This window comes from Shewanella sp. KCT, from assembly GCF_007636505.1.
In the GTDB taxonomy this organism is placed as follows: domain Bacteria; phylum Pseudomonadota; class Gammaproteobacteria; order Enterobacterales; family Shewanellaceae; genus Shewanella; species Shewanella halotolerans.
In genome coordinates this window covers 83485-106484 of record NZ_LVDJ01000014.1, presented here as the reverse complement: position 1 = coordinate 106484, position 23000 = coordinate 83485, and the positions used below count along the sequence as shown (strand labels likewise).

Genomic DNA, 23000 nt, shown 5'->3' with positions numbered 1-23000 from the left:
CCTCCCTTTGAATCTAGATTGATTAGGACTGCTCGCCCTCGACGCTATGGCTACGGGGTTGCCACCACCAACGGAACAGACGGCCGGTGAGTTGCCTGATATCGTTGAGTATGATGTAGAGCACGGGCACCAACACCAGGGTCACCACGGTGGAGAAGAGGATACCGAAGGCCAGCGAGGTGGCCATAGGGATCACAATCTGCGCCTGTAGGCTGCGCTCGAGGATGATGGGCACCAGACCGACGAAGGTGGTCATAGAGGTGAGGATGATCGCCCGAAAACGATAACAGCCTGCGTCTATGGCGGCCTCTTTAAGCGGCAGGCCCTGAGCGCGGGCGCGGTTGACAAAATCCACCAGGATCAGCGAGTCGTTTACCACTACCCCGGCCAGCGCCACGATACCACACAGGCTGAGCACGCTCATGGAGAGCCCCAGGATGAAGTGGCCGAACAAAGCGCCTATGATACCGAAAGGGATCACCGACATGATGATCAGCGGCTGGCTGTAGGACTTGAGCGGAATTGCCATCAGCGCATAGATGGTGAACATGGCAAAGAAGAAGCCCTGGATCAGGCCTATCATGGCGCTCTGCTCATCGGCGCTGCCACCATCTAGCGTGGTGGATATGTGGCGATACTTGCTCTCAAGGTAGGGCAGGAAATCCTTCTGGATCTCACCCACTACCTTGGAGGGCTCGACCACATTCTTGTTGGCGTTGGCGATAACCGTGATGGCGCGGCGGCCGTCGACACGGGTGATCGACGAGTAGGAATCACCCAGCTCTATGTCGGCCACGCTGGAGAAGGGCACCGAGGTGCCTTGGGGCGTGCGGATCATCATGTTTTCCAGATGCCCCAGGGTGCGGCGCTGCTCCAGTGGGTAGCGCACCATTACCTTGACCTCCTCCTTGTTGCGCAGAATACGCTGGGCCTCATAGCCGTAGAAGCCGTAACGCACCTGGCTGGCCAGATCCGACAGGGTCAGCCCCAGGGCCTCGGCCTCGGGCTTGATCGCCAGGCGGATCTCGTGGCTGCCGGAGGAGTAGTTGTCCGAGATGTCATACACCCCCTCGTAGGTGCGCAGCTTCTGTTTCAGCTCGTCGGCGGCCTGGGAGAGCTGCTCGAGATCGCTCGAGGTGAGCCTGAAGGAGATATCGCCGCCGGCGTCGTTGGTGCTGGCATTAATGTTGAGCTTCTTCACCGAGATCAGCTCAGGCAGCGCCTTGCGCCAGGCATCGGCGATGGTGACGCCGTCCACGTCTCTGTCTTCACCCTTGGTCAGCTCGGCGAAGATGAAGGCAGAGGTGCGCGAGCCCATGTTGATAAAGCTGTGCTTCACCACAGGGTAGCCGTACTCGTCTTCCATCTGATCGTTCATCACATAGAGGGCGTTCTCTATCTCCTTGACTACCTTGAGGGTGTTGGCCTCTGAGCTGCCCACATCCATCTCCAGCCGTACCTGAATGAAGTCAGACGGAATATCAGGGAAGAAGACCCAGCGCACCTTACCGCTGGCGACCAGTGCCACCGAGAGGATGAGCACGCCGACGAAAGTGGCGACCACATTGTATCTGTGCTCGATACAGCGACCGATGAAGCTGCGGTAGCTGTGGTGGATGAAGTGTTGCACCTTGTTGTTGAGCGCCGTCTTGAAACGCACAAACAGGTTAGGGTTAGGGTTCGGGCGACGTGGCTTTAGGTGAGCCAGGTGCGCCGGCAGAATAAGCTTGGATTCCACCAGTGAGAAGGCGAGACAGAGGATCACCACCAGGCCGATGGACTTCCAGATGATCGCCATGGGGCCAGATACCATCAACATGGGGATGAAGGCGGCTATGGTGGTCAATACGCCGAAGGTGGCGGGCATGGCGACCTTGTGGGCGCCCTTGATCACATTGTCCAGCGAGTGGCCGTGGCGCTCGATCTCCGTGTAGGCACTCTCGCCGATGACGATGGCATCATCCACCACTATCCCAAGCACCAGAATGAAGGCGAACAGGGTCAGCATGTTGATCGACAGCGAAAAGGGCTCCAGTGGCATCAGCAGCATGGCGCCGAGGAAACAGACAGGCAGGCCCACCATCACCCAGAAGGCCAGACGCAAGTCGAGGAACAGCGCCAGAATGATAAATACCAAGAGGGCGCCATAGAACATGTTCGACAGCATCATGTTGAGACGGCCCTTGAGGTAGTGGGTCAGGTCGCCCCAGGTATCTAGCTGAGCAGTGGCCGGCAGGGTGGCGCGGCGCTCCTCCACATAGGCTTTCACCTGAGAGGAGATATCCAGCGCGTTCTGATCGTCGACGCTCAGCACCTCGATAATGGCCGCCGGCTTACCGTTGAAGCGGGTGTATTCCAGACGCTCCTCGAAGTCGTCGCGAATGTTGGCCACCTCGGGCAGCATGATGCGGCTGCCATCCTTGCGGGTCTTGACCACTATCTTGGCAAAGTCGTCGCCGGTGTAGGCCTGGCCCTTGGTGCGCAGCAATATGTCGCCATCCTCGGCGCGGATCGAACCGCCGGGCAGGTCGATGGAGGAGTTACGCACCGCCATCGCCACGTCGGCGAAGCTGAGGCCATACTCACGTAGCTTGTCTTCGGAGACCTCTATGCCTATCTCATAGTCACGCACCCCGGTGACTTGTGCGCGGGTGACGGCGGGTAGAGCGGTGATCTCCTCACGTATGCTCTTGGCCAGCTCTTTCATCTCGTGCAGGTTCATGTCGCCATACACTGAGACCCAGATAACGTTGTTTTCCGGCTTGATGCGGAAGATGTTGGGCTTCTCGATATTGTCGGGAAAGGTCGCGATGGCGTCGATGCGCAGCTTGGCCTCGTCGAGGATATCCTGGGGATCGAAGCCGTCCTCCACCTCTATGGTGACGCTGCCTGAGCCTTCGCTGGCGACCGAGGTCACCTTCTTGATGCCGCTGATATCCTGGATCGCCTCTTCGATCTTGATGTTGATCCCCTCTTCGATCTCCTGAGGGGCGGCGCCTGGATAGGCCACGGAAATTTGCAGATAGTTGAGCTCGAAGGAGGGGAAGACCTCCTTATTGATCAGCAAGGTGCTGAACAGGCCGCCGATAAGCAGCGCAAACATCAAGAGGTTGGCCGCCACGCTGTTGCGGGCGAACCAGGCAATGATGCCCTTATTGGTATTGGTCTCCATTACTGATCACCTGCTGCCACTAGGGTCTGCTGGCTGTCATCCTCTTTGTCCTGGTTCTGAGACTTGTCCTCTTCGCCGATCACCTTCACCAGCTGACCGGTGGCCATGTTGTTAATGGTGGTCAGTGAGATGCGCTCGCCATCTTTCAGGCTGTCCTTGATATAGACCTTGTCGATATCGCTGCGTACCACGTTGACCTCACGCATCTCTAGCGTGTTGTCGTCGCGTACTACGGCGACCTGGTGATCCCTGACAATATAGCGGGGCAATTTGACTATCCCCTCAACGGTGCGGCCCTTGATGATGGCGTTGACGAAGCTTCCGTATTTCAGCGGCAGCTGGCCTTCAGTCTTGTTCTCTCTTAAGTAAGGGTCTTTCACCTCGGCCACCAGATAGACCATGCGGTTGTCGGCGTCGATCACTCCTTCGCTGCGCACTATTTGGCCTGTCCAGTTTACCGTGCGACCCGCCAGTTCGGCGCTCAGGGTCACCTGGGTATCGGGGTTGTCGATAGATTCCAGGTAGGCCAGCTCATGGTTGGCCAGCGGCAGACGGATCTCGGCGGTGCGGGTGTCGTACAACTCGCCCAGGTTAGTGCCCAGGGTGACATACTGGCCCAGATCTACGTTACGGGACTTGATGATGCCGTCGAACGGCGCGCGTATGGTGGTGCGCTCCAGGTTACGTTGGGCGCGGGCCAGGGCGGCCTCGGCAAACTTGACGTTGGCCTGCTCCTTCTTGAGCTGTGGCACACGCAGGCCAAGCTCTGGCGGCACGCCGCCGTCGTAGCCCTTCCAGTCGTTCTTGGCCACTTCGCCGCGGGCGATCTCTTCATCCAGCGCCGCCTTGGCCTGGGCCAGGGTGGCCTGAGCCTGCATCAGATCCGCCTCGTAATCCGAGGGTTCGATCTGCGCCAGCATATCGCCGCGCTTGACTATGCCACCGGCGACAAACTTGTCCGAGATGGTCAGCATGCGTCCTTGCACCTCTGTGACCAGCTGGGTCTTGTTCTTGGGGAGCACCACGCCGTAGGAGGGCAGGTTTAATGAAACGGTTTCACTTCGTACCGGCATCACGTCCACTATGGGAACCGGCATCTCTTCCTCTTTCTGCTCTGGGGCTTCCTGAGTACTCATCAAGAGGGCGGCAAGCAGGCCGAAGACGATCAGGATGAGAAAAGGGGGGAAAACTCTTCGTAGGATAATTTTTATCATTGACTTCATGCTATTCCGTGCTGAGCTGAATGCCCTATAAATTACCAGAGTCTCCTCTGTGCGCAAAAGTCTTTTTGTAAATAAAATGTGTCAAACCCACTCTGTTAAACCAATTTAACATATTGAAAATCAAGTGAAGCTGGTGACACTTGCTACCAATTTGTTAAAACGCCATAAAAAAAGCGCCCCCTTAGGGACGCTTAATTGCCGAGACGGCGGGCGTTTGACAAGCTTAACGCTAGCGTTTCTTCTTGGATTTCTTCGGGCTCTTCTTGTCGCTGCTCTTCACCTTCTTCTTGGTGGGCACCTTAGCTTCCTTGTGCTTAGGGCGCAGCGAGTCGATCACCCGGCGTTTCAGCGGCTGCTCGATATAGCGCTCAATTTTGGCGACGACGCGCATGTCGTGGGCCTCCACCAGTGAGATGGCCGTGCCCTTGTTGCCCGCGCGGCCGGTGCGACCGATGCGGTGCACATAGGTGTCTGCCGAGCGCGGCATGTCGAAGTTGATCACATGGGTGATGCCGTCGATGTCGATACCACGGGCCGCCACGTCGGTGGCCAGCAGCACGTTAACCTCGCCCTTGGTGAAGCGGCCCAGCGCCTGAAAACGTGCCTTCTGTTCCATGTCGCCACGCATGAAGGCGCAGTGAATTCCGGCCTGTTGCAGTTGACCTTCCAGGCTGGCCACTATCTCGCGGGTTTTGACGAAGACGATGGCGCGGCTGACCTCTTCACGCTTGAGGATGTCGCACAGCAGGGCAAATTTATGATCTTTGTCGTCGGCCAGATGCATCCATTGATGGATCTTGGCCTTCTCGCTGCGGGGCGGCTTGGTTTCTATGGTCACAGGATTGGTCAGCAGCATCTCGGCGAAGCGGCTCACACCGCCGCCTTCCAGGGTCGCCGAGAACAGCATGTTGTGCTTACGCTGTTGCGCCTCGATGGCGATAGACTGCACCGCCGAGGAGAAGCCCATGTCCAGCATGCGGTCGGCCTCGTCGAGCACCAAGATCTCCACCGATTGGGCGTCGAAGAGTTCCTTGTCCAGGTACTCCATCAGACGGCCGGGTGTGGCCACCAGAATGTCGATATTTTCCTTGAGCGCCTGCTCCTGCGGAGCGTAAGGCACACCACCTGTGATGATGGCGATATCCAGTCCCAGGCCGGTGGCCAGATGGCAGGCGTATCTGTGTACCTGGCTGGCCAGCTCACGGGTTGGAGCGAGGATCAGCACGCGCGCTTGGCCCGAGTAGCGGCGAGGGAAGTCCAGCAGATGTTGCAGCGCCGGTAGCAGGAAGCTGGCGGTCTTGCCTGTGCCTGTCGGTGCCCTCGCCAGGATATCTTTGTGCTCCAGGGCTAGGGGGATCGTCTGTTGCTGGATGGTGGTCGGGGCAAGATGGCCCATCGCCTTGAGCGACTCGAGCAGGGTGTCGTCAAGGTGGAAATCTTCAAATTGCATGCGCTGCGTCTCTCTAAATAATAGCGGCGCATTATACACCCAAACCTGAGTAAAGTGCGAGGTCGCTCGCCTAGTAGATTCGCTGCGCCTCAGAGCTTGAGGTAGAAGTCTTGGGTCAGGGCGATCATAGCCTCGCTGTAGGCGCCTGAGGCATCGCGTATGCTGAGGTGCTTCGCCTCTATTGCTTCGCTAGGCTCGGCGATCGAGACGTCGTGGCTCAGGCAGAGCAGATGCCTTTGAGGCGCCTTGCTGGGCGCTGTGGTGATGTCGACTCTGGCATTTAGCTGCAGCTCAAAATCGGCAAGCTGGGGTAGAAATCGTCCCAGACTGGCATTTGGCAAAATCAGGCTCGCCTTGCCCGTGGGGGCCAGCAGCTGCTTGATGGCTGACAATAGCTGGTCAAATGTCAGGCTGTCCGTGTGTCTGGCCTGGGCGCGTTTGCTGCACTGAGACTGAGGCCCGTTGTCGAAATAGGGCGGATTGCAGAGGATATGGTCGAACTGAGTTTGAGCCTGAGTCTGAGCAAAGGGATACCAATCCAGCAGATCCGCCTGGATCAATGTGATGCGATCGCTCCAGGGACTCTGGTCGATGTTGTCTTTGCAGTCCTGAGCCGCCAGGGGGTCTATCTCCAACGCCTGTATCACCGCCTCGCTGCGCTGGGCCGCCATCAGGCTCAGCAGACCACTGCCGGCGCCGATATCCAGTATGGTTTTGGCCTGGGTGAGTGGTGCCCAGGCGCCCAGCAGGACGCCATCTGTGCTGACGGGCATGCCGCAGTGGCTGTCATCGACGTGAAATTGCTTGAAGGTAAAGGGCATGGCCTTGCGTCTGGAGTAGGGGTTCTTGGAGCGCATTGTACGTGATAGCGCTAAACGCAGAAAGTCCGCTGTTACAAGGGCGCAAAACAGTGAATCTTGCTAGGACCAAATGTTGCCTGGTGTGAAGGGTGAAAACAGTGTGTGGCGAGTTTGTTAAAATTAGGCTCTCATTTGCATCGATCTGGCGCCGTAATCTTGTGTCTCGGTGGCCTTTTTGCTAATAGTAGGTCCTCCTGTCGGGGCTGAAAGCCTTGATTTGAGCTAGGTAAGCCAGTTTGAATGCATTTTTAGCGTTAGTTAATCCTGCTGTCGTTCAAGAAGTAGCCAAGAATGGGCTAGATTTACCACGGAGACGTGTAATAAGAAGTTTACACGCAATGAAGGTCGCGGTCATTAGCCAATAATTTCCACTAAGCGATTAAGATCATTATACAAAGCAGATTAACGGGGCGTTGTGTGCAGAACAATAAATTGAGTATGACGGATACATTGGGTTTAGGTTTCATGACCTTTGCCTTCTTCTTAGGCGCGGGGAACCTGATCTTCCCGCCGCTAGCCGGATTCCTTGCCGGTGAGAACATGTCTTGGGCCATGATCGGCTTCCTGCTGACCGCGGTGACCCTGCCGCTGGTGACCCTGATTGCCGTGGCAAAGGCCAACGGTAAGGTGATGGGCCTGTTGCCACCACTTGCCGCGACCATGCTGGCGATCGCCATCTACATCATCATTGGCCCAGCCTTTGCGGCGCCTCGTGCCGGTCTGGTGGCCTATGAGATGGGCTATAAGCCTTTTATCGAAGATGCCCAGGCGAGTTTTGAAGTCGCCGGTGTCGTCCTGACCAGCTCACAGCTTCTCTACACCAGCATCTTCTTCGGCATCGCCATGTTGCTGTCGCTGTTCCCCGGCAAGCTGCTGGACAGCGTAGGTAAGGTGCTTACTCCTATCATGATCATTCTGCTGGTGGGTCTGGCGATCTCTGTGGTTGTGCTACCAGGCTCAGATGTGGCCGCTGCCGTGGGCGACTATCAGACGAACCCGTTAACCAAGGGGATCCTCGAAGGCTATAACACCATGGACACCCTGGCATCGCTGATCTTCGGCATGCTGATCATCGACCTGCTACGTAAGAAGGGCGTGGATTCGCCAAGAGAGCAGACCAAGTACCTGGTGCGCGCGGCCTTCATCGCCGCCGGTGGCCTGGCGTTCGTCTATGTATCACTCTTCTACCTAGGGGCGACCGCTGGTGACCTGGCCGTGGGCGCCGATAATGGCGGGGTGATCCTGACTAACTATGTGAACCATCAGTTTGGCGCCTCGGGACAACTGCTGCTGGCGGCCGTGGTGACCCTGGCCTGTCTGACGACGGTTGTCGGTCTGGTCTCTGCCTGCGCCGAGTACTTCAACGAGCTGATGCCTAGCCTCTCATACAAGCTATTGGTAGTGGTGATGAGCGTCACCTGCGCCGTGGTGGCTAACGTAGGTCTGGCGCAGCTGATCAACATCAGCATTCCTGTGTTGGTGACCATCTACCCTGTGGCGATCGCCCTGGTGGCGGTGACCTACCTGACCGAGCGTTTTGCCCAGCCTGCCTTTGCCCACCGCATGGTGTTGAGTGTGGCCCTGGTGTTCGGCATCATCGACGGCCTCAAGGCGGCCGGTGTCAACATGAGCATGTTCGACGTGATGCCACTGTCGGCTCAGGGCATGGCCTGGTTAATTCCGACGGCAATTACCATCTTTGCCTGCTTGATGGTCAAACGCCCACGAGGTGAAGCGGTATTAAATTGATGCCAGCCTAAGCCATAGCGTAAGATAGCGGTGTTAACTCTAAGAGTTAGCACCGTTTTTGTATCTAAAGGATTTCATGTGCTAGCTGAGAGCAACGAATATCAGACCGATCCCCTTATCGAGCCGTTTCTCGATGATCTCTGGGCCGCTAAGGGACTGAGCGATCACACGCTGCAGGCCTATCGCAGCGATCTCAGCCACTTCGATCGTTACCTAAATAAACAGGGCTCCAGCCTGCTATCGACCAGTCAGGCTGAGGTGCGTGACTATCTCGCGCTACGGGTCGAGCAGGGCTTTGCCAAGACCAGCAGTGCCAGGTTGCTTAGTAGCCTGCGCCGCTTCTATAAATACCTGCTGGCCAAGAAGTTGATAGAAGTTGACCCCATGGCGATGATCAAGCCGCCCAAGCTGGCGAGAAAGTTACCCGATGCCTTGAGCGAGGCGGACGTGGATCGCCTGCTTAACGAGCCTAACCGGGAAGATCCCGTCGAGGCCAGGGATCGCGCCATGCTGGAGCTGCTCTATGCCAGTGGGCTGCGGGTGTCTGAACTGGTGGGGCTGACGCTGGATCAGATGAGTCTGAGGCAAGGTGTGGTACGCATAGTGGGTAAAGGCAGTAAGGAGCGTCTGGTGCCCTTTGGCGAGCAGGCGGGCGCAGAGATTGAGGACTACCTCAAGGCGGCCAGGTTCGAGCTGTTAAAGGGCAAGGCCAGCGACGTGGTGTTTCCCTCCAAGCGTGGCAACATGATGACCCGCCAGACCTTCTGGCACAGGATCAAGCTCTACGCCCAGCGTGCCGGGATTGTGGTGCATCTGTCGCCTCACACCCTGAGACACGCCTTTGCCACCCATCTGCTCAATCATGGCGCGGATCTGCGGGTGGTGCAGCTACTGCTGGGTCACAGTGACCTCTCTACTACCCAGATATACACCCATGTGGCCAAGGCCAGATTGGCCCAGCTGCATCAAGCCCATCACCCCAGAGGTTGATGCGAAAGCCTTAAAATTGCACTGTGAAGGCCTAAGTGATGGCCTCCATTGCGATTATTCGTTTGCTTTAACGGCCTCGAGCATGTAACTTTTCTGCCTCTAGGCCGGTCTATAAAAATGACATCTTGGTCATAGCAAGTTTTAGTAACAATTTAGGTTGGAAAACCGGCAGCCTATTTTGCTTTAATGCTATTAGCCCTAACACCCTATAGGAATTCTAATGAAGTTTACCCGAGCGCTCACCTTAGTTGTTGCCATGGTGGCCACGCCCCTGATGGCGGCATCAAACAACGTGGTCGACAATGGCGACCAGTTGAAGCAGAAATTATCAGATACCCTAGGCGTCGAGGTGCAAAACCTTAGCCAGTCGCCAATCCCAGGCCTGTATGAGGCGATCACCAACCGTGGCGTACTCTATGTCAGCAAAGACGGCAGCAAGCTGTTTCACGGGAACCTGTACGATCTCGACAACGGCATGAAGAACCTCACCGAGGCGGCATTAGCCGGTCCGCGTATGGAAGCGATCAAGCCGTTTGAGCCAAACATGCTGGTCTACAAGGCCAAGGATGAGAAGCATGTGGTGACGGTATTTACCGACATCACCTGTGGCTACTGCCGCAAGTTACACAACCAGATGGCCGAGTATAACGACTTAGGCATCACGGTACGTTATCTGGCCTTCCCTCGTCAGGGCGTGCCGTCTAAAAACGCAGTGGATATGGAAGCCGTATGGTGCTCGGCCGATCCGCTCAAGGCAATGACAGATGCCAAGGCGGGTAAGCAGGTTTCGGGGGCTAAGTGTGATGCCAAGATCGCTCAGCAGTATCAACTTGGGCAGAGTCTTGGGGTGAACGGCACGCCAGCCATTATCTTGGAAGATGGCACCATGATCCCGGGTTATCAGCCGCCTGAGCAGCTACTCCAGGTGCTGGACCGCGTCCAATAAGTCGCTAATGCGCGAAATAAGGTGAGCCTGGGCTCACCTTTTTTTTTGGCCATCTTTTGCTGTGTGTTCCGAGCTGGCTTTGTTATGCTAGCGGCAAGATTTTTAGAGGTTGTTTGAGTCGTGATCCATAAGATAGTGCGCCGCCCCAAGGTAGATGACAGCCATCTGCCGAGTCACCTTTCCCCCATCTTAAAGCAAGTCTACGCCAGCCGAGGCTGCACAGTGGACGACTGCGAGTTGACGCTGGCTAACCTGCTGCGCCCCAATACACTCAAGGATGTGGACAGGGCCGCGGCCATCATTGCCGATGCCATGGCCAAGCAGCAATCGATTCTGATCGTCGGCGACTTCGACGCCGACGGCGCCACCTCCACCAGTGTCTGCCTGCTTGCCCTGCGAATGATGGGCGCGATTAATGTGGATTACCTGATCCCCAACCGCTTCGATTACGGCTATGGCCTCAGCCCTGAGATAGTTCAGGTGGCCCAGCAGAAGGGAGCAGAGCTGCTGATCACCGTCGATAACGGCATCTCCTCCATCGAAGGGGTTGCGGCGGCCAAGGCGCTGGGGATGCAGGTGGTGATCACCGACCATCACCTGCCGGGCAACAGCGTGCCCGAGGCCGATGCGATAGTGAACCCTAACCAGCTAGGTTGTGGCTTCGCCAGCAAGGCGATCGCCGGGGTCGGGGTCGCCTTCTATCTGATGTCGGCCCTGCGCGCCGAGCTGCGTAGCCGTGGCTGGTATCAGGCACAGGGCATACAGGAGCCCAATCTCGCCACACTGCTGGATATCGTTGCCTTGGGCACAGTGGCGGACGTGGTGTCGCTCGATACCAACAACCGCATCCTGGTGGACGCCGGTCTCAAGCGGGTGCGCGCCGGACGCTGCCGCCCAGGAATTACCGCCCTCTTGGAAGTGGCCAAGCGTAACACCTCCCGCATCGTCGCCTCCGATTTTGGCTTCGCGGTCGGCCCCAGGCTCAATGCCGCCGGGCGCCTGGACGAGATGGCCTTGGGGGTCGAGACCTTGTTGTGCGACGACATGATGCGCGCGCGGCGCATGGCCAGCGAGCTGGATGGACTCAACGCCGAGCGGCGTGAGCTGGAAACCGGCATGCAGCAGGAGGCGCTAAAGAGTCTAGAGAGTCTGTCGCTTAATGAGGCCGAGCTGCCCTGGGGGATCGCCCTCTACCAGCAAGACTGGCACCAAGGGGTGATCGGCATCCTGGCGTCGCGAATCAAAGATAAGTATCACAGGCCGGTGATCGCCTTCGCCGAGGCGGGCGAGGGGGAGATCAAGGGCTCCGCGCGCTCCATCAAGGGGCTGCATATGCGCGACCTGCTGGAGCTGATCAATGCCCGCCATCCCGGAATGATCATCAAGTTCGGTGGTCACGCCATGGCGGCGGGCCTGTCCCTGCGCGCCGGTGAGTTCGAGCGTTTCGCCAAGGCCTATGATGAGGCGGTGCGTGAACTGCTTGCGCCCGAGCAGCTGACCGGCGAGATCGTCAGTGACGGCGAACTAAGCCCGGCTCAACTCAACATGGCACTGGCCAGGGAACTGCGCAGTGCAGGCCCCTGGGGGCAGAATTTCCCCGAGCCGATATTCGACGGCGTGTTTCGTATCTTGCAGCAGCGGATCGTCGGCGAGCGTCACCTCAAACTCGTGCTCGAGAGTGAGTGCGGCCAGACCATGGTGGATGCCATCGCCTTCAACGTGGATCTCACCACCTGGCCCGATGCCACCATCCAATACGCCGAGGTCGCCTACAAGCTGGATATCAATGAGTTTCGCGGTAATGAGAGCCTGCAGCTGATGGTGGAGCAGATTAAGCCTAAGTAGCCTCTGCATCAGAGTTGGGGATAGTTTCTAAATTTAGTGTTGTTTGCCGTGGATATTTTTGAATTCGTCTTCGGCGGTAAAGCTCTTTGGCCCTTGCACCTTAGCGATTACCTAACGCCTGCCCGGCGGGAGCGCTATATGGAAGTACGAATGTCGTGATCACAGGGATGTGAGAGAACGACGTATCTACATTATCTTATCTAACATATCTTCAATTTGGCGGCGCTCTCGTATGATGAGGGAATGGAGCAACATGTCGCGAACATTACGATCCTGATTTCGCGCCCCTTCGCAATATCTAAACTCAGTATTCAACGCCTCATAGATCGAATTATTGGTGCTATCGCGGTTTGAAGGCGGTTCAATTTTTGCGGGCAAGCGAAGCTTGTCATTAAGCCACTTTTACTCATCGAAGAGGCAGCGTATCAAGATGATGCTTAAATTGTGATAATCTGGTGTGGAGCGTAGAGATGCAAAGATGCACAGAAGGTGCTGCTGCGAGAGGGCGTTATCATTAAATACTGATATTCACATCGATAAGGAAAGGAGACCTTAAATTATGCAAAGCGTTGTTGAAGTACTAGAGAGTGAAGGCTTTAACGTTCGTCAGAAGGATAGCAAAGTCATCGTCAAGCTCGATGGTCTCGCTAATCCTGTCACGGTCAGCAAGGATATTGCGAAGGACGAGTATAAGCTTGGCAGCAACGATTGGGGCAAGTCGTTATCTGCTTCTTTGGCCCTTATGTTCGGGCTTTATGGATATCAACAGCATAGTGGCAGCTTTATTAGTTCCATTTTTATTGCTGGAGGCCTGTGGCTGTTTGTCGTCGTGCTGCTTACCGAGCTTAAGTTGACAAAATTGCGTGCCCTTGTGGACAGGCTCAATCGAGAAAGGCAAAGATAACAAGTGATTATCGCAATACCACTATAGCTACAGTGTTCGACAAAAGTTAATGTCAGGGAGTAAACATGGATGTCAGTAAGAAACAGTTAGATGCTGCGGCGCGGGAAAATATCATTTCAGCTCAGCAAGCTGAAGCCCTTTATCAGTTCTTAGCCGCTCAACCTAGTGCCAACCCCAAATTTACCTTTACCCATGTGCTCTATTACTTGGGTGGGCTTATCGCCATCGGCGCAATGACACTTTTCATGAACTTAGGGTGGGAGTCCTTCGGCGGCGCAGGTATTTTGTTTATCTCGATGCTCTATGCGGCTGTTGGTTTAACCCTGACCAACAGGTTTTCAGCAAGAGGCCTCATTATTCCCGCTGGCATTTGTGCCACCTTTGTCGTCTGTCTAACCCCTCTAGCGATTTATGGCCTGCAACAATGGTTAGGTGTATGGCCAGATGAGAGTGCCTACAGGGATTATCACAGAGTCATAAAATGGCATTGGTTATACATGGAACTGGGTACACTCGTCGTCGGCGTCATCACCGCGTGGCGATATAAATATCCCTTTTTAATCATGCCTATCGCGGTCACCCTCTGGTATATGACGATGGACATGACTGTGGTGATCTCGGGTGATGATATAACATGGGAGCTTAGATCCTTAGTCTCAATGTATTTAGGCCTATTAATGATAGGGCTCGCCTTTTGGGTCGATGTCAGGTCTCACCATAAGGCTGACTATGGCTTTTGGATCTACATTTTTGGCGTCATCGCTTTTTGGTGTGGTTTAACTTTCCAGCACTCTGACAGTGAATTATCAAAGTTTATCTATTTCTGCATTAACCTGTTAATGATTGGGGTTGGCGCGCTATTAGTTCGAAGAGTGTTCGTGGTATTTGGTGCCCTTGGCAGTTGCGGCTACCTCAGTTACTTGGCTTATGACGTCTTTAAGGATAACTGGCTGTTCCCGATTGCATTATCGTTTATCGGGCTCGGGGTGGTTTATCTCGGTGTGCTCTGGCAGAAGCATGAAAAAGCCATTACCGAAAAATCGAGAGCATTACTGCCGGCGCCACTTAGGGCACTGCTGGAATCAAAGTCGTGAATTGGCTTTTTACATGCTTGCCATGAGGCAATAAAAAAGTCGCCAATTGGCGACTTTTTACTTTTTAAAGGAGCAGACTAGCTTACAGGCTTGGCTCTTCGCTGTAGTCCTGGCCGTGGTATTCCAGGCAGGCATCGACTTCGTTGGCTGAGCCTAAGATCACAGCGACGCGCTGGTGGATCTCGCTTGGCTGGATGTCCATGATGGTTTCATAACCGGTAGAGGCCTTGCCGCCCGCCTGCTCAACCAGGAAAGACATAGGGTTTGCCTCGTACATTAGGCGTAGCTTGTATGGCTTCTCCGGATTCTTGTTGTCGGTCGGGTAGGTGAACAGACCGCCGCGTGACAGTACGCGGTGCACGTCGCCAACCATGGCGGCGATCCAGCGCATGTTAAACGACTTCTCGCGCGGCCCTATCTTGCCAAGTAGCAGGTCTGCGATATAGGTCTGCATCGGTGCTTCCCAGAAACGCTGGTTAGACATATTGATGGCGAACTCGCTGGTGTCCTTGCTGATGGACATGGCTTCGTTGGTCAGCAGGTACTCGTTGGTCTCTGGATTGAGGGTAAACAGCTGTACCCCTTGGCCAGTGGTGAGGGCCAGCATGGTCGAGGGACCATATAGCACGTAACCTGCGGCCACTTGCTGACGGCCTGGCTGTAGGAAGCTCTGCTCGCTCAGCTCACCGCTTGGCGCCGGCAGTACCGAGAAGATGGTGCCCACCAGTGAGTTGATGTCGATGTTTGACGAACCATCTAACGGGTCGAAACAAACCAGGAAATCGCCACTCTGACCTACCTCGACAATATGATCTTCCTCTTCAGATGCCAGACCACGTACCGTGCTGTCGGCCGTTAAGGCTTCTTTGAGCATGTCGTTGGTGATCACGTCGAGTTTCTTCTGGGTTTCACCCTGAACGTTTTCCTGTTCGGTGGCGCCCAGTACGCCGGCGAGGGCGCCGTGACGCACCGCATGGCTGATGGCTTTGGAGGTATCGGCCAGCGTGGTTAACAGCTGGGCTAGCGGGGCTTGAATTCCTTGAGAACTAAGGTGTTGTGCCAGAGTTTGCATGTTATTTCCTATGACAAATGGGAGCTAGGCTCGCACTGGAGGTCAGATCTTGTTTATCTTGTTATGCGGGCGATTCTACCCCAGATGAATCATTTTTTCAGCGGCAATTTAGCCCATCTGGATCGCGGTTTTCGTTTTGCGTCACTTTAGGGCACAATGCTAGCCTGCAATTTGACCTATACCTGTTTTCTATCCAGGACATAATAATGACTAAAAAATGGATAAGTTCGGCCTTGATGGCGGTGCCTATGTTTTTATCTCACGCGGTAAGTGCGTCACAACCCCAACTAGCGCAGCCTGTCGGCGGCAATGAACCCCTCACCATAGAAAGGCTCTATGCCTCTCCCGCACTGGCGGGCAGCAGCCCCAGGGGCTTAAAGCTGTCGCCCGATGGTAAGCGTGTGACCTATCTGGCTGGTCGGGCAGAGGATCAACACTTCTACGATCTCTGGCAGATGGAGGTCGCAACGGGTAAACAGAGCCTGTTGCTGGACGCCGACAAGTTAAAGAGCGGTGAGCTGTCCGATGAGGAGAAGGCGCGGCGCGAGCGTCAACGCATCTATGGTCAGGGAATCATGGAATATTTTTGGGCGGACGATAGCCAGGCGCTGCTGATCCCGGCATCGGGCGCCCTCTATTACTACTCACTGAGCGATAACAAGGTGATGCCGCTGCCTGTGGGGGAGGGCTTTACCACAGACGCCAAGCTGTCGCCTAAAGGCCATTATGTCTCTTTCGTCCGTGATCAAAACCTCTATGTCTTCGATCTGCGCAGCCAGAAGCTGACCGCCATGACCATAGACGGTGGCGGCGCCATTAAGAACGGCATGGCGGAGTTTGTCGCCCAGGAGGAGATGGACAGAATGACGGGTTACTGGTGGGCGCCGGATGAGTCGGCCATCGCCTTTACCCGCATCGATGAGTCCGGCGTTGAGCTGGTAACTCGCAACGAGATCTATGCCGATGGCATCAAGCTAACCGAGCAGCGCTACCCTTATGCTGGCAAGAACAACGTGGCCATCGCCCTGGGTGTGGTGACGCTGGCCGATAAAAAGGTGCGCTGGGTCGACCTGGGAGAAGATAAGGATATCTACCTGCCGAGAGTGAAGTGGTTGCCAGACAGCCTGCAGCTGTCTTTTCAATGGCAGAGTCGGGATCAGAAGACCTTAGATCTGCGTATTATCGATCTACGTAGCCAGGATGCCCCTATGACCATGATCCGCGAGGAGAGTGACGCCTGGGTGAATCTGAATAACGACCTGTATTTCCTCAAAAAATCACCGCAGATGTTGTGGGCATCGGAGCGTGACGGCTTTAATCACCTCTATTTGTTCGACCAGCAAGGGCGACAGCTCAGGCAGCTGACCAAAGGTGACTGGGCGGTGGACGAGCTGGTGCATGTGGATGAGCAGGCGGGCTGGGTCTATTTCACCGGTCGCAAGGCGAGCGTGGTCGAGCAGCACCTGTTTCGCGTACCGCTTAAGGGCGGCAAGATAGAGCAGCTGAGCAAGCGCAGCGGCATGCACGCGCCGGTGTTTGCCGACAATCAGGCGATCTATCTGGATTACTTCAACAGCCTGGCGCAGCCGCCGCAGATAAGCCTTCATGACGAGCAGGGCAAACGCCTGGCCTGGGTCGAGCAGAACAAGGTGGACAAGAGCCATCCACTCTATCCCTATTTTGGTCAGTGGCAGCTGCCTGAATTTGGTCAGATAAAGGCAGAAGATGGTCAGGCGCTGCAATATCGCCTGTTTAAGCCGACGCAGTTTGACGTCACTAAGCAATATCCAGTGGTGGTGCGCGTCTACGGTGGTCCCCATGCCCAGCTGGTGGTTAACAGCTGGAGCGAGCACGACTACTTTACCCAGTACTTACTGCAACAGGGTTTTATCGTGTTCCAGTTGGATAATCGTGGCTCGGCCCATCGTGGCACCAAGTTTGAGCAGGTGATCTACAAGCATCTGGGTGAAGCCGAGGTGAATGACCAGAAGGCCGGTGTCGATTACCTGCGTAGCCTGAGCTATGTCGATGGCAAGAATATCGCTATCTATGGTCATAGCTATGGCGGCTACATGGCGCTAATGAGCCTGTTTAAGGCGCCGGATTACTTCAAGGCGGCTATCTCGGGCGCACCCGTGACCGACTGGTCTCTGTATGACAGCCACTACACAGAGCGTTACCTGTCGCATCCGGCGACCAATGCCGAAGGCTATGAGGCCTCTAGCGTACTGCCGTACGTCAAAGGCTATCAGTCTGGCCTGCTTATGTACCACGGTATGGCCGACGACAACGTGCTGTTTGAGAATAGCACCCGTGTCTACAAGGCGCTGCAGGATGAGGGCAAGCTGTTCCAGATGATAGATTACCCCGGTTCTAAGCACTCGATGCGCGGTGAGAAGGTGCGTACCCACCTCTACCGCTCACTGGCTGACTTCCTCGATAAGCAGCTGAAACACTAAGCTATCGGCGCTAGGCCTTAGTAAAACAAAAGCCCTGTTGCTTATTGAAAGCAGCAGGGCTTTTTGTGGGAATAGCAGTCCTGAAGACAGTTGAGTTAGTTTCGAATTAATTTTAATAAGGTACGAATAAACCTAACTAATCTTAGTTAGCCTAGTTTTAGAGCCTTTGTGCATCAATCAAAAGAAGCGAAATCGAAGAGATAGAAGATACCTGTGTAAACACGATTTTGGCCCTTGACGACAGGACGTCGTCGAGGAGCCTCCAAGGATGGAAATTCGGCGTGCCAAAATTGTGTTTGCACATCCCTCGCCGGACAGGCGATTCAAAGCAATGAAGTTTTATGATGTAAATTAGGTCAGTGCGACAAAATTTGTAGGTGCAAATATCAAAGCTACCCATCCCTAGGATTTTAGATATTCCCTTTTTCCCTGTTTAGAAATGTCTGGAACATTTCAGGCCCTGGCCACCGGGGATAACTCTCCATAAACAGAGAAAATCCATGTACAAATCCCCTCTATGGCCTTCCCTGGCCACCGGGGATAAGTACAGTCCATGTACAAAAAAGCCAGTCGTTAGACTGGCTTTTTAATCGAATCACATTTGCGCTAGCTGGATGTGATTTATGCTTCTTCTAAGTTACCGCAGAAACGATAGCCTTCGCCATGGATGGTGGCGATGATCTCAGGCGTATCTGGCAAGCTTTCGAAGTGCTTACGGATGCGACGAATGGTCACGTCCACGGTACGGTCGTGTGGCTTAAGCTCACGGCCTGTCATCTTCATCAGCAGGTCAGCACGGGTCAGGATCTTGCCTGGGTTCTCAACAAAGTGCAGCATGGCGCGGAACTCACTGCGGGGCAGCTTGTACGACTCGCCCTGTGGGCTCACCAGTGAGCGGCTGTTGATCTCTAGGCTCCAACCGTTGAAGCGGTAGAATTCTACGGCACTCTTCTCTTCGGTTTCGCCGCCGGTGCTGTTGACGCGAGTCAGCAGGTTACGTGCACGGATAGTCAGTTCGCGTGGGTTAAACGGCTTGGTGATATAGTCATCGGCACCAATTTCCAGACCCAAGATCTTGTCAACTTCGTTGTCACGGCCGGTAAGGAAGATAAGGCCGATGTTATTGATTTCACGAAGTTCACGCGCAAGCAGCAGACCATTCTTACCTGGTAGGTTGATATCCATTACCACAAGATTGATCTTGTTTTCCTGCATGGCTTTATGCATCTCTGCGCCGTCATTGGCTTCAGTTACCACATATCCTTCAGCCTCGAAAATACTTCTTAGCGTGTTCCGGGTAACGGCTTCATCTTCAACGATCAGAATGTGCGGGTTTTGCATATTTATTTACCTAATATTTGTTTAAAACTGTTCTAACCATGAGCGCTAGTTGGTGCTGCTGCGCCCTATCTGTCTTCGCGACAATTACCGAACTCACGTAGTGCTTTTATCAAACCCAATTGGTACAGCAACACACTTCATGATTAGTAAAGTATTCGTATCTCTTTCAAAAGACACGCGAACTGTTACTCACTTCGATTAACAATAGTTGGGAATAGTTCCGTTAACTATCTAATATTTTCAAGTTTAAATGCTAAATCAGCCTAAGCTCACATTTTATACAGGAAATTGACTAACTTTTAATGACCTTGTCGCCGACAAGATGTAACAAAAAGTATTTCATCGTGAGATGAGTGGAAGTGAATCAACGAACTTATTGTACTCGTTTTAGTCATTTGTTAACAAATGAAATGTTAACAAAATTCCTTTGAGATTTGATGTATATCACATTTGCGCACATAAGCTTATGATTTTAATGGTATTAATAAAATTTAATAAAGTGACCTGTCTCACACCTCTAGGAAGCCGGAGGAATTTTGCTATAATCGACGGAATCTAATTTAGGAATATTTTAGTGATGAGTACAGCAAGCGAACACCTTTGGCAATGCTATCAGCAAACGCAGTTCTTACTTACACAACCTTTCTCCCCTTCGTTATCATTTGCAATCATTACCGCTCATAATCCTAAAGGCCAACACCTTTCTCCCTCGCAAAACCGTCTCCTCGACAAGCAGCTTCAACGTCATATTCAACGTCTTCAATATCCCTATCGTGCCCTGATCGGTGCCTCCAATGACAGAGGCCATATGGAGAAGAGCTGGGCGGTGTCTATCGATAAGGCCGCAGCCGTGGATCTTGGTAAGGTGTTTAATCAAAACGCCATCTATTTTGTCGATGAGGACGAGCTGCAACTGGTGCCTTGTCTGGTGGAGTATGACGAGCTCACCCTGGGCAAGTTTTCTGCCCGGGTCTGCTTGGTTAGCGAGCTGCCCGACATCAGCCGCTAGCAGGCGGGGGAACTTGAGAGGCTTTCATCAAGACAAGCTAAAATATCGTTGACTTTTTATTCTGTTATTTGATAGTTTTCTTGCATCCTGACCTTAAGGTTAGTGATACAGAAGAGGAGCGTTAACTAGGTAGTAAGCCCGAGGAGTCCAAACTCCGTTGACGGTTTATGAGGGAGATTAACGCCGAGGTAAAGAGATGTTTGGTTTCATCTATTTATCGGTCGACTGGGCTGAATCCCACCGATTGTCACCTGTTTTTTGGTGGAGAGCTTCTGGTGGCAATCGCTGTTTCCCGTCTTGGGGTGCGTCATCTTTGCACCAGGCTCTTCGAACGAAGTAAGTTCGGAGCGTATTCAATGTTATCTATTTCTTTTGTGTCATCGTCAGCTACTTGGGTTGAGGTGCGCTAATGTCTATTGTTGTTGCTAAGTTTGGTGGTACCTCGGTTGCCGATTATGAGGCGATGAACCGCTGCGCCGATATCGTATTGGCCAATCCTGAAACCCGCGTGGTGGTCGTCAGCGCCTCGAGCGGTGTGACTAATCTGCTGGTGGAGCTAACTCAGGAGCATGTGGACTTTGAGCGTCGACAGCAGCTGCTCAAGGCGATCGCCTCGATTCAATATAAGATCCTCGATGAACTAGGTCAGCCCCATGATGTGGCCGCCCGCCTCGATGCCATCTTAAGTAAGATTGCCAGCCTAAGCGAGTCGCTCTCCCAAAACCGCAATAAGGCGACCACAGACGAACTTCTTGCCCAGGGTGAGCAGTGTTCGTCAGTCTTGTTTGCTGCCGTGCTGAGAGAGAAGGGCGAGCGGGCGAGCGCCTTCGATGTGCGTCAGGTGATGCGTACCGACAGTCATTTCGGCCGTGCCGAGCCGCAGATCGAAGCGGTGAAGCAGCTTTGCACAGAGCATCTGCTACCACTGCTTAGTGAGCAGCGTATCGTGACCCAAGGTTTTATCGGCGCCGATGAACATGGGGCCACCACTACGTTAGGCCGTGGGGGTAGCGATTATTCGGCGGCCCTGCTTGGCGAGGCGCTGGATGCGTCTGCGGTTGAGATCTGGACGGATGTGCCGGGGATTTTCACCACAGACCCACGCCTCGCGCCGAATGCGCGTCCTATCCCTGAGATAAGTTTCAACGAGGCGGCCGAGATGGCCACCTTTGGTGCCAAGGTGCTGCACCCGGCAACCATTTTGCCGGCGGTCAGACATAAGATTCAGGTGTTTGTTGGCTCCAGTAAGGCGCCTGAGCTCGGTGGCACCTGGATTCGTCATCAGGTGAACGACGAGCCTATCTATCGCGCCGTGGCGGTGCGACGCGACCAGACGCTACTTAACCTGCACAGCCTACAGATGCTTCACGCCCAAGGCTTCCTGGCCGAAACCTTCGCCACCTTGGCGCGGCACAAGATCAGTGTGGACTTAATCACCACCTCAGAGGTAAACGTCTCTCTGACGCTAGATAAGACGGGCTCAGATTCGGCCGGAAACAGCCTGCTGAGCGAGGCCTTACTGCAGGAGCTGTCTCAGCATTGCCGCGTGCGGGTCGAAGATGGCCTGGCACTGGTGGCGATAGTGGGTAACAAGATTGCCACCACGTCGGGTGTGTGTCGCCGCGTATTCGAGGTGTTAGAGCCTCACAATGTGCGTATGATCTGTCAGGGCGCCAGCCCACACAACTTATGTGTCCTGGTGGCCGAGTCTGAGGCGGCTCAGGTCGTCAGCGCCCTGCATCAAAACTTGTTTGAAGGGTCGCTATGAAACCGGGTCGTTCCACGCTAAAGATTGGCGAGCTCGCAACAGGCCAAGATCTCGAGCTAAACCTGTTTGAATTTGCCCCTGAGGTGCAGACAGGGCCGAGTGTCTACATACAGGCCAACGTCCACGGCGCCGAGGTGCAGGGCAATGCGGTGATCTATCAGCTGATGCAGGCGCTCGAACGCTGTGAGCTGCGCGGTAAGATCACCCTGGTGCCCCTGGCCAATCCTTTGGGGATCAATCAAAAGAGTGGCGAGTTTACCTTGGGCCGGTTCGATCCCATAACTGGGGTGAACTGGAACCGTGAATATCTCGACCATAAGCTGGATATTGCTAGCTGGTATCAGGGTCATAAACATCTGAACGATGCCGAGCTGATCGCCCATTTCAGGGCCTTGCTGGTTGAGCGCTGCTATAGCCGTCTGCATGAGCCATGGGGCATCACCACGGGTCATCGTCTGGCAGTGAGCCTGCAGCAGATGGGCCATGAGGCGGATATCGTGCTGGATCTGCACACGGGCCCTAAGTCGTGTAAGCATCTCTATTGTCCCGAGTATGATACAGACGCCGCCAAGTACTTCTCTATCCCCTATACCCTGCTGATCCCCAATGAGTTTGGCGGGGCCATGGATGAGTCTGTTTTCTGTCCCTGGTGGCAGTTGAGTGAATATCTGGCCACTCAGGACCGCGAGATCGAGGTGCCCGTCTCGGCCTTTACCCTGGAGCTTGGTAGTCAGGAGAATGTCGATCTGGCCGATGCCCTGGTTGATGTCGAAGGGATCATGGCCTATCTCAGCCAGCGCGGCGTAATAAGTGAGCGGGTTGAGCCAGCTGAGATGCCACGCTACGCCTGTTATCTGAAAGACTATAAGAAGTATCACGCGCCGCAAGGCGGCTTGGTGGAGTATAAGGCGAAGGTTGGGCAGCCGCTCATCGCCGGTGAACCGCTCGCCAACATCTTGCGTGTCGACAGATATGGCGAGGAGGGCGCAATAGCGCCTCTGAGTTTGCCGGTGGACTGCGTACCCGTACTGCATTTTGCCTCGGCGTCAGTATATCAAGGCACAGAGCTCTATAAGGTGATGACTAAGGTATTTGCGCTTTAGTCTGTGCCAATATAG

16 protein-coding genes and 1 riboswitch are annotated in these 23000 nt (G+C 54.5%); of the genes, 10 read left to right on the top strand and 6 right to left on the bottom strand.

The features are described from left to right. Nucleotides 1–22: 22 nt before the first annotated feature. The 4 genes from AYI87_RS17635 to AYI87_RS17620 form a co-directional block, all read right to left on the bottom strand. Nucleotides 23–3172, bottom strand: a complete 3150-nt coding sequence (locus AYI87_RS17635; protein ID WP_144203992.1) for an efflux RND transporter permease subunit — start codon at nt 3170–3172, stop codon at nt 23–25. Then, nucleotides 3172–4386, bottom strand: coding sequence for an efflux RND transporter periplasmic adaptor subunit (locus AYI87_RS17630; protein WP_144203999.1), 1215 nt, complete (start codon nt 4384–4386; stop codon nt 3172–3174). The genes AYI87_RS17635 and AYI87_RS17630 overlap by 1 nt, the downstream gene beginning before the upstream one ends. Nucleotides 4387–4624: 238 nt before the next feature. After that, nucleotides 4625–5845 (bottom strand): ATP-dependent RNA helicase SrmB, encoded by a 1221-nt coding sequence (gene srmB / locus AYI87_RS17625; RefSeq protein ID WP_144203991.1) that lies wholly within the window; start codon nt 5843–5845, stop codon nt 4625–4627. 89 nt (nt 5846–5934) lie between these two features. Continuing rightward, nucleotides 5935–6666, bottom strand: coding sequence for a tRNA1(Val) (adenine(37)-N6)-methyltransferase (locus tag AYI87_RS17620; protein WP_144203998.1), 732 nt, complete (start codon nt 6664–6666; stop codon nt 5935–5937). Between the two features lie 477 nt (nt 6667–7143). On the opposite strand from AYI87_RS17620, the gene brnQ reads away from it, so the two are divergent. The 6 genes from brnQ (at nt 7144) to AYI87_RS17590 (ending at nt 14233) form a co-directional block, all read left to right on the top strand. Next, nucleotides 7144–8454, top strand: a complete 1311-nt coding sequence (brnQ, locus tag AYI87_RS17615; RefSeq protein WP_260865174.1) for a branched-chain amino acid transport system II carrier protein — start codon at nt 7144–7146, stop codon at nt 8452–8454. A 78-nt stretch (nt 8455–8532) separates the two neighbouring features. Then, nucleotides 8533–9444, top strand: coding sequence for a site-specific tyrosine recombinase XerD (gene xerD / locus AYI87_RS17610; RefSeq protein ID WP_144203989.1), 912 nt, complete (start codon nt 8533–8535; stop codon nt 9442–9444). A gap of 220 nt (nt 9445–9664) precedes the next feature. Continuing rightward, complete coding sequence (gene dsbC, locus AYI87_RS17605) at nt 9665–10390, top strand: bifunctional protein-disulfide isomerase/oxidoreductase DsbC (protein WP_144203988.1); 726 nt, start codon at nt 9665–9667, stop codon at nt 10388–10390. A 120-nt stretch (nt 10391–10510) separates the two neighbouring features. Continuing rightward, nucleotides 10511–12235, top strand: coding sequence for a single-stranded-DNA-specific exonuclease RecJ (recJ, locus tag AYI87_RS17600; protein WP_144203987.1), 1725 nt, complete (start codon nt 10511–10513; stop codon nt 12233–12235). Nucleotides 12236–12794: 559 nt separating this feature from the next. Beyond that, the gene (locus AYI87_RS17595; protein ID WP_144203986.1) at nt 12795–13139 is read left to right on the top strand and encodes a hypothetical protein; all 345 of its coding nucleotides are present in this window, start codon (nt 12795–12797) and stop codon (nt 13137–13139) included. A 65-nt stretch (nt 13140–13204) separates the two neighbouring features. Beyond that, nucleotides 13205–14233, top strand: coding sequence for a DUF2157 domain-containing protein (locus AYI87_RS17590; protein ID WP_144203985.1), 1029 nt, complete (start codon nt 13205–13207; stop codon nt 14231–14233). Between the two features lie 82 nt (nt 14234–14315). Here AYI87_RS17590 and AYI87_RS17585 read toward each other — a convergent pair whose 3' ends face one another. Next, nucleotides 14316–15305, bottom strand: a complete 990-nt coding sequence (locus AYI87_RS17585) for a class 1 fructose-bisphosphatase (protein ID WP_144203984.1) — start codon at nt 15303–15305, stop codon at nt 14316–14318. Nucleotides 15306–15511: 206 nt separating this feature from the next. Between AYI87_RS17585 and AYI87_RS17580 the strand changes: the two genes are divergently transcribed. Beyond that, nucleotides 15512–17764 carry a S9 family peptidase gene (locus AYI87_RS17580; RefSeq protein WP_144203983.1) on the top strand — a complete coding sequence of 751 codons (2253 nt, stop codon included), beginning with the start codon at nt 15512–15514 and terminating at the stop codon, nt 17762–17764. Between the two features lie 621 nt (nt 17765–18385). Here the strand turns inward: AYI87_RS17580 and arcA are convergent. Beyond that, nucleotides 18386–19105 (bottom strand): two-component system response regulator ArcA, encoded by a 720-nt coding sequence (gene arcA, locus AYI87_RS17575; protein ID WP_011864583.1) that lies wholly within the window; start codon nt 19103–19105, stop codon nt 18386–18388. A gap of 577 nt (nt 19106–19682) precedes the next feature. Here arcA and AYI87_RS17570 point away from each other — a divergent pair. The 3 genes from AYI87_RS17570 to AYI87_RS17560 all read left to right on the top strand — a co-directional run bounded on the left by AYI87_RS17570 (nt 19683) and on the right by AYI87_RS17560 (nt 22985). Beyond that, nucleotides 19683–20114 carry a DUF3293 domain-containing protein gene (locus AYI87_RS17570; protein WP_144203982.1) on the top strand — a complete coding sequence of 144 codons (432 nt, stop codon included), beginning with the start codon at nt 19683–19685 and terminating at the stop codon, nt 20112–20114. A 103-nt stretch (nt 20115–20217) separates the two neighbouring features. Beyond that, nucleotides 20218–20394: riboswitch (Lysine riboswitch) on the top strand. Nucleotides 20395–20523: 129 nt separating this feature from the next. Beyond that, entirely contained in the window at nt 20524–21882 is a 1359-nt protein-coding gene (gene lysC, locus AYI87_RS17565; protein WP_144203981.1) for a lysine-sensitive aspartokinase 3, read from the top strand. Then, on the top strand, nt 21879–22985 hold the full coding sequence (locus AYI87_RS17560; RefSeq protein WP_144203980.1) for a succinylglutamate desuccinylase/aspartoacylase family protein: 1107 nt from the start codon (nt 21879–21881) through the stop codon (nt 22983–22985). Before lysC ends, AYI87_RS17560 begins: the two co-directional genes overlap by 4 nt. The last annotated feature ends 15 nt before the right edge of the window (nt 22986–23000 follow it).

What these genes read in the sequence shown, in the direction of transcription:
- AYI87_RS17585 (WP_144203984.1), bottom strand. Translation starts at nt 15,305, where the DNA reads ATGCAAACTCTGGCACAACACCTTAGTTCTCAAGGAATTCAAGCCCCG.
- brnQ (WP_260865174.1), top strand. Translation starts at nt 7,144, where the DNA reads ATGACGGATACATTGGGTTTAGGTTTCATGACCTTTGCCTTCTTCTTA.
- lysC (WP_144203981.1), top strand. Translation starts at nt 20,524, where the DNA reads ATGTCTATTGTTGTTGCTAAGTTTGGTGGTACCTCGGTTGCCGATTAT.
- AYI87_RS17570 (WP_144203982.1), top strand. Translation starts at nt 19,683, where the DNA reads ATGAGTACAGCAAGCGAACACCTTTGGCAATGCTATCAGCAAACGCAG.
- AYI87_RS17560 (WP_144203980.1), top strand. Translation starts at nt 21,879, where the DNA reads ATGAAACCGGGTCGTTCCACGCTAAAGATTGGCGAGCTCGCAACAGGC.
- dsbC (WP_144203988.1), top strand. Translation starts at nt 9,665, where the DNA reads ATGAAGTTTACCCGAGCGCTCACCTTAGTTGTTGCCATGGTGGCCACG.
- arcA (WP_011864583.1), bottom strand. Translation starts at nt 19,105, where the DNA reads ATGCAAAACCCGCACATTCTGATCGTTGAAGATGAAGCCGTTACCCGG.
- AYI87_RS17595 (WP_144203986.1), top strand. Translation starts at nt 12,795, where the DNA reads ATGCAAAGCGTTGTTGAAGTACTAGAGAGTGAAGGCTTTAACGTTCGT.
- AYI87_RS17590 (WP_144203985.1), top strand. Translation starts at nt 13,205, where the DNA reads ATGGATGTCAGTAAGAAACAGTTAGATGCTGCGGCGCGGGAAAATATC.
- AYI87_RS17580 (WP_144203983.1), top strand. Translation starts at nt 15,512, where the DNA reads ATGACTAAAAAATGGATAAGTTCGGCCTTGATGGCGGTGCCTATGTTT.
- AYI87_RS17620 (WP_144203998.1), bottom strand. Translation starts at nt 6,666, where the DNA reads ATGCCCTTTACCTTCAAGCAATTTCACGTCGATGACAGCCACTGCGGC.
- AYI87_RS17635 (WP_144203992.1), bottom strand. Translation starts at nt 3,172, where the DNA reads ATGGAGACCAATACCAATAAGGGCATCATTGCCTGGTTCGCCCGCAAC.
- AYI87_RS17630 (WP_144203999.1), bottom strand. Translation starts at nt 4,386, where the DNA reads ATGATAAAAATTATCCTACGAAGAGTTTTCCCCCCTTTTCTCATCCTG.
- srmB (WP_144203991.1), bottom strand. Translation starts at nt 5,845, where the DNA reads ATGCAATTTGAAGATTTCCACCTTGACGACACCCTGCTCGAGTCGCTC.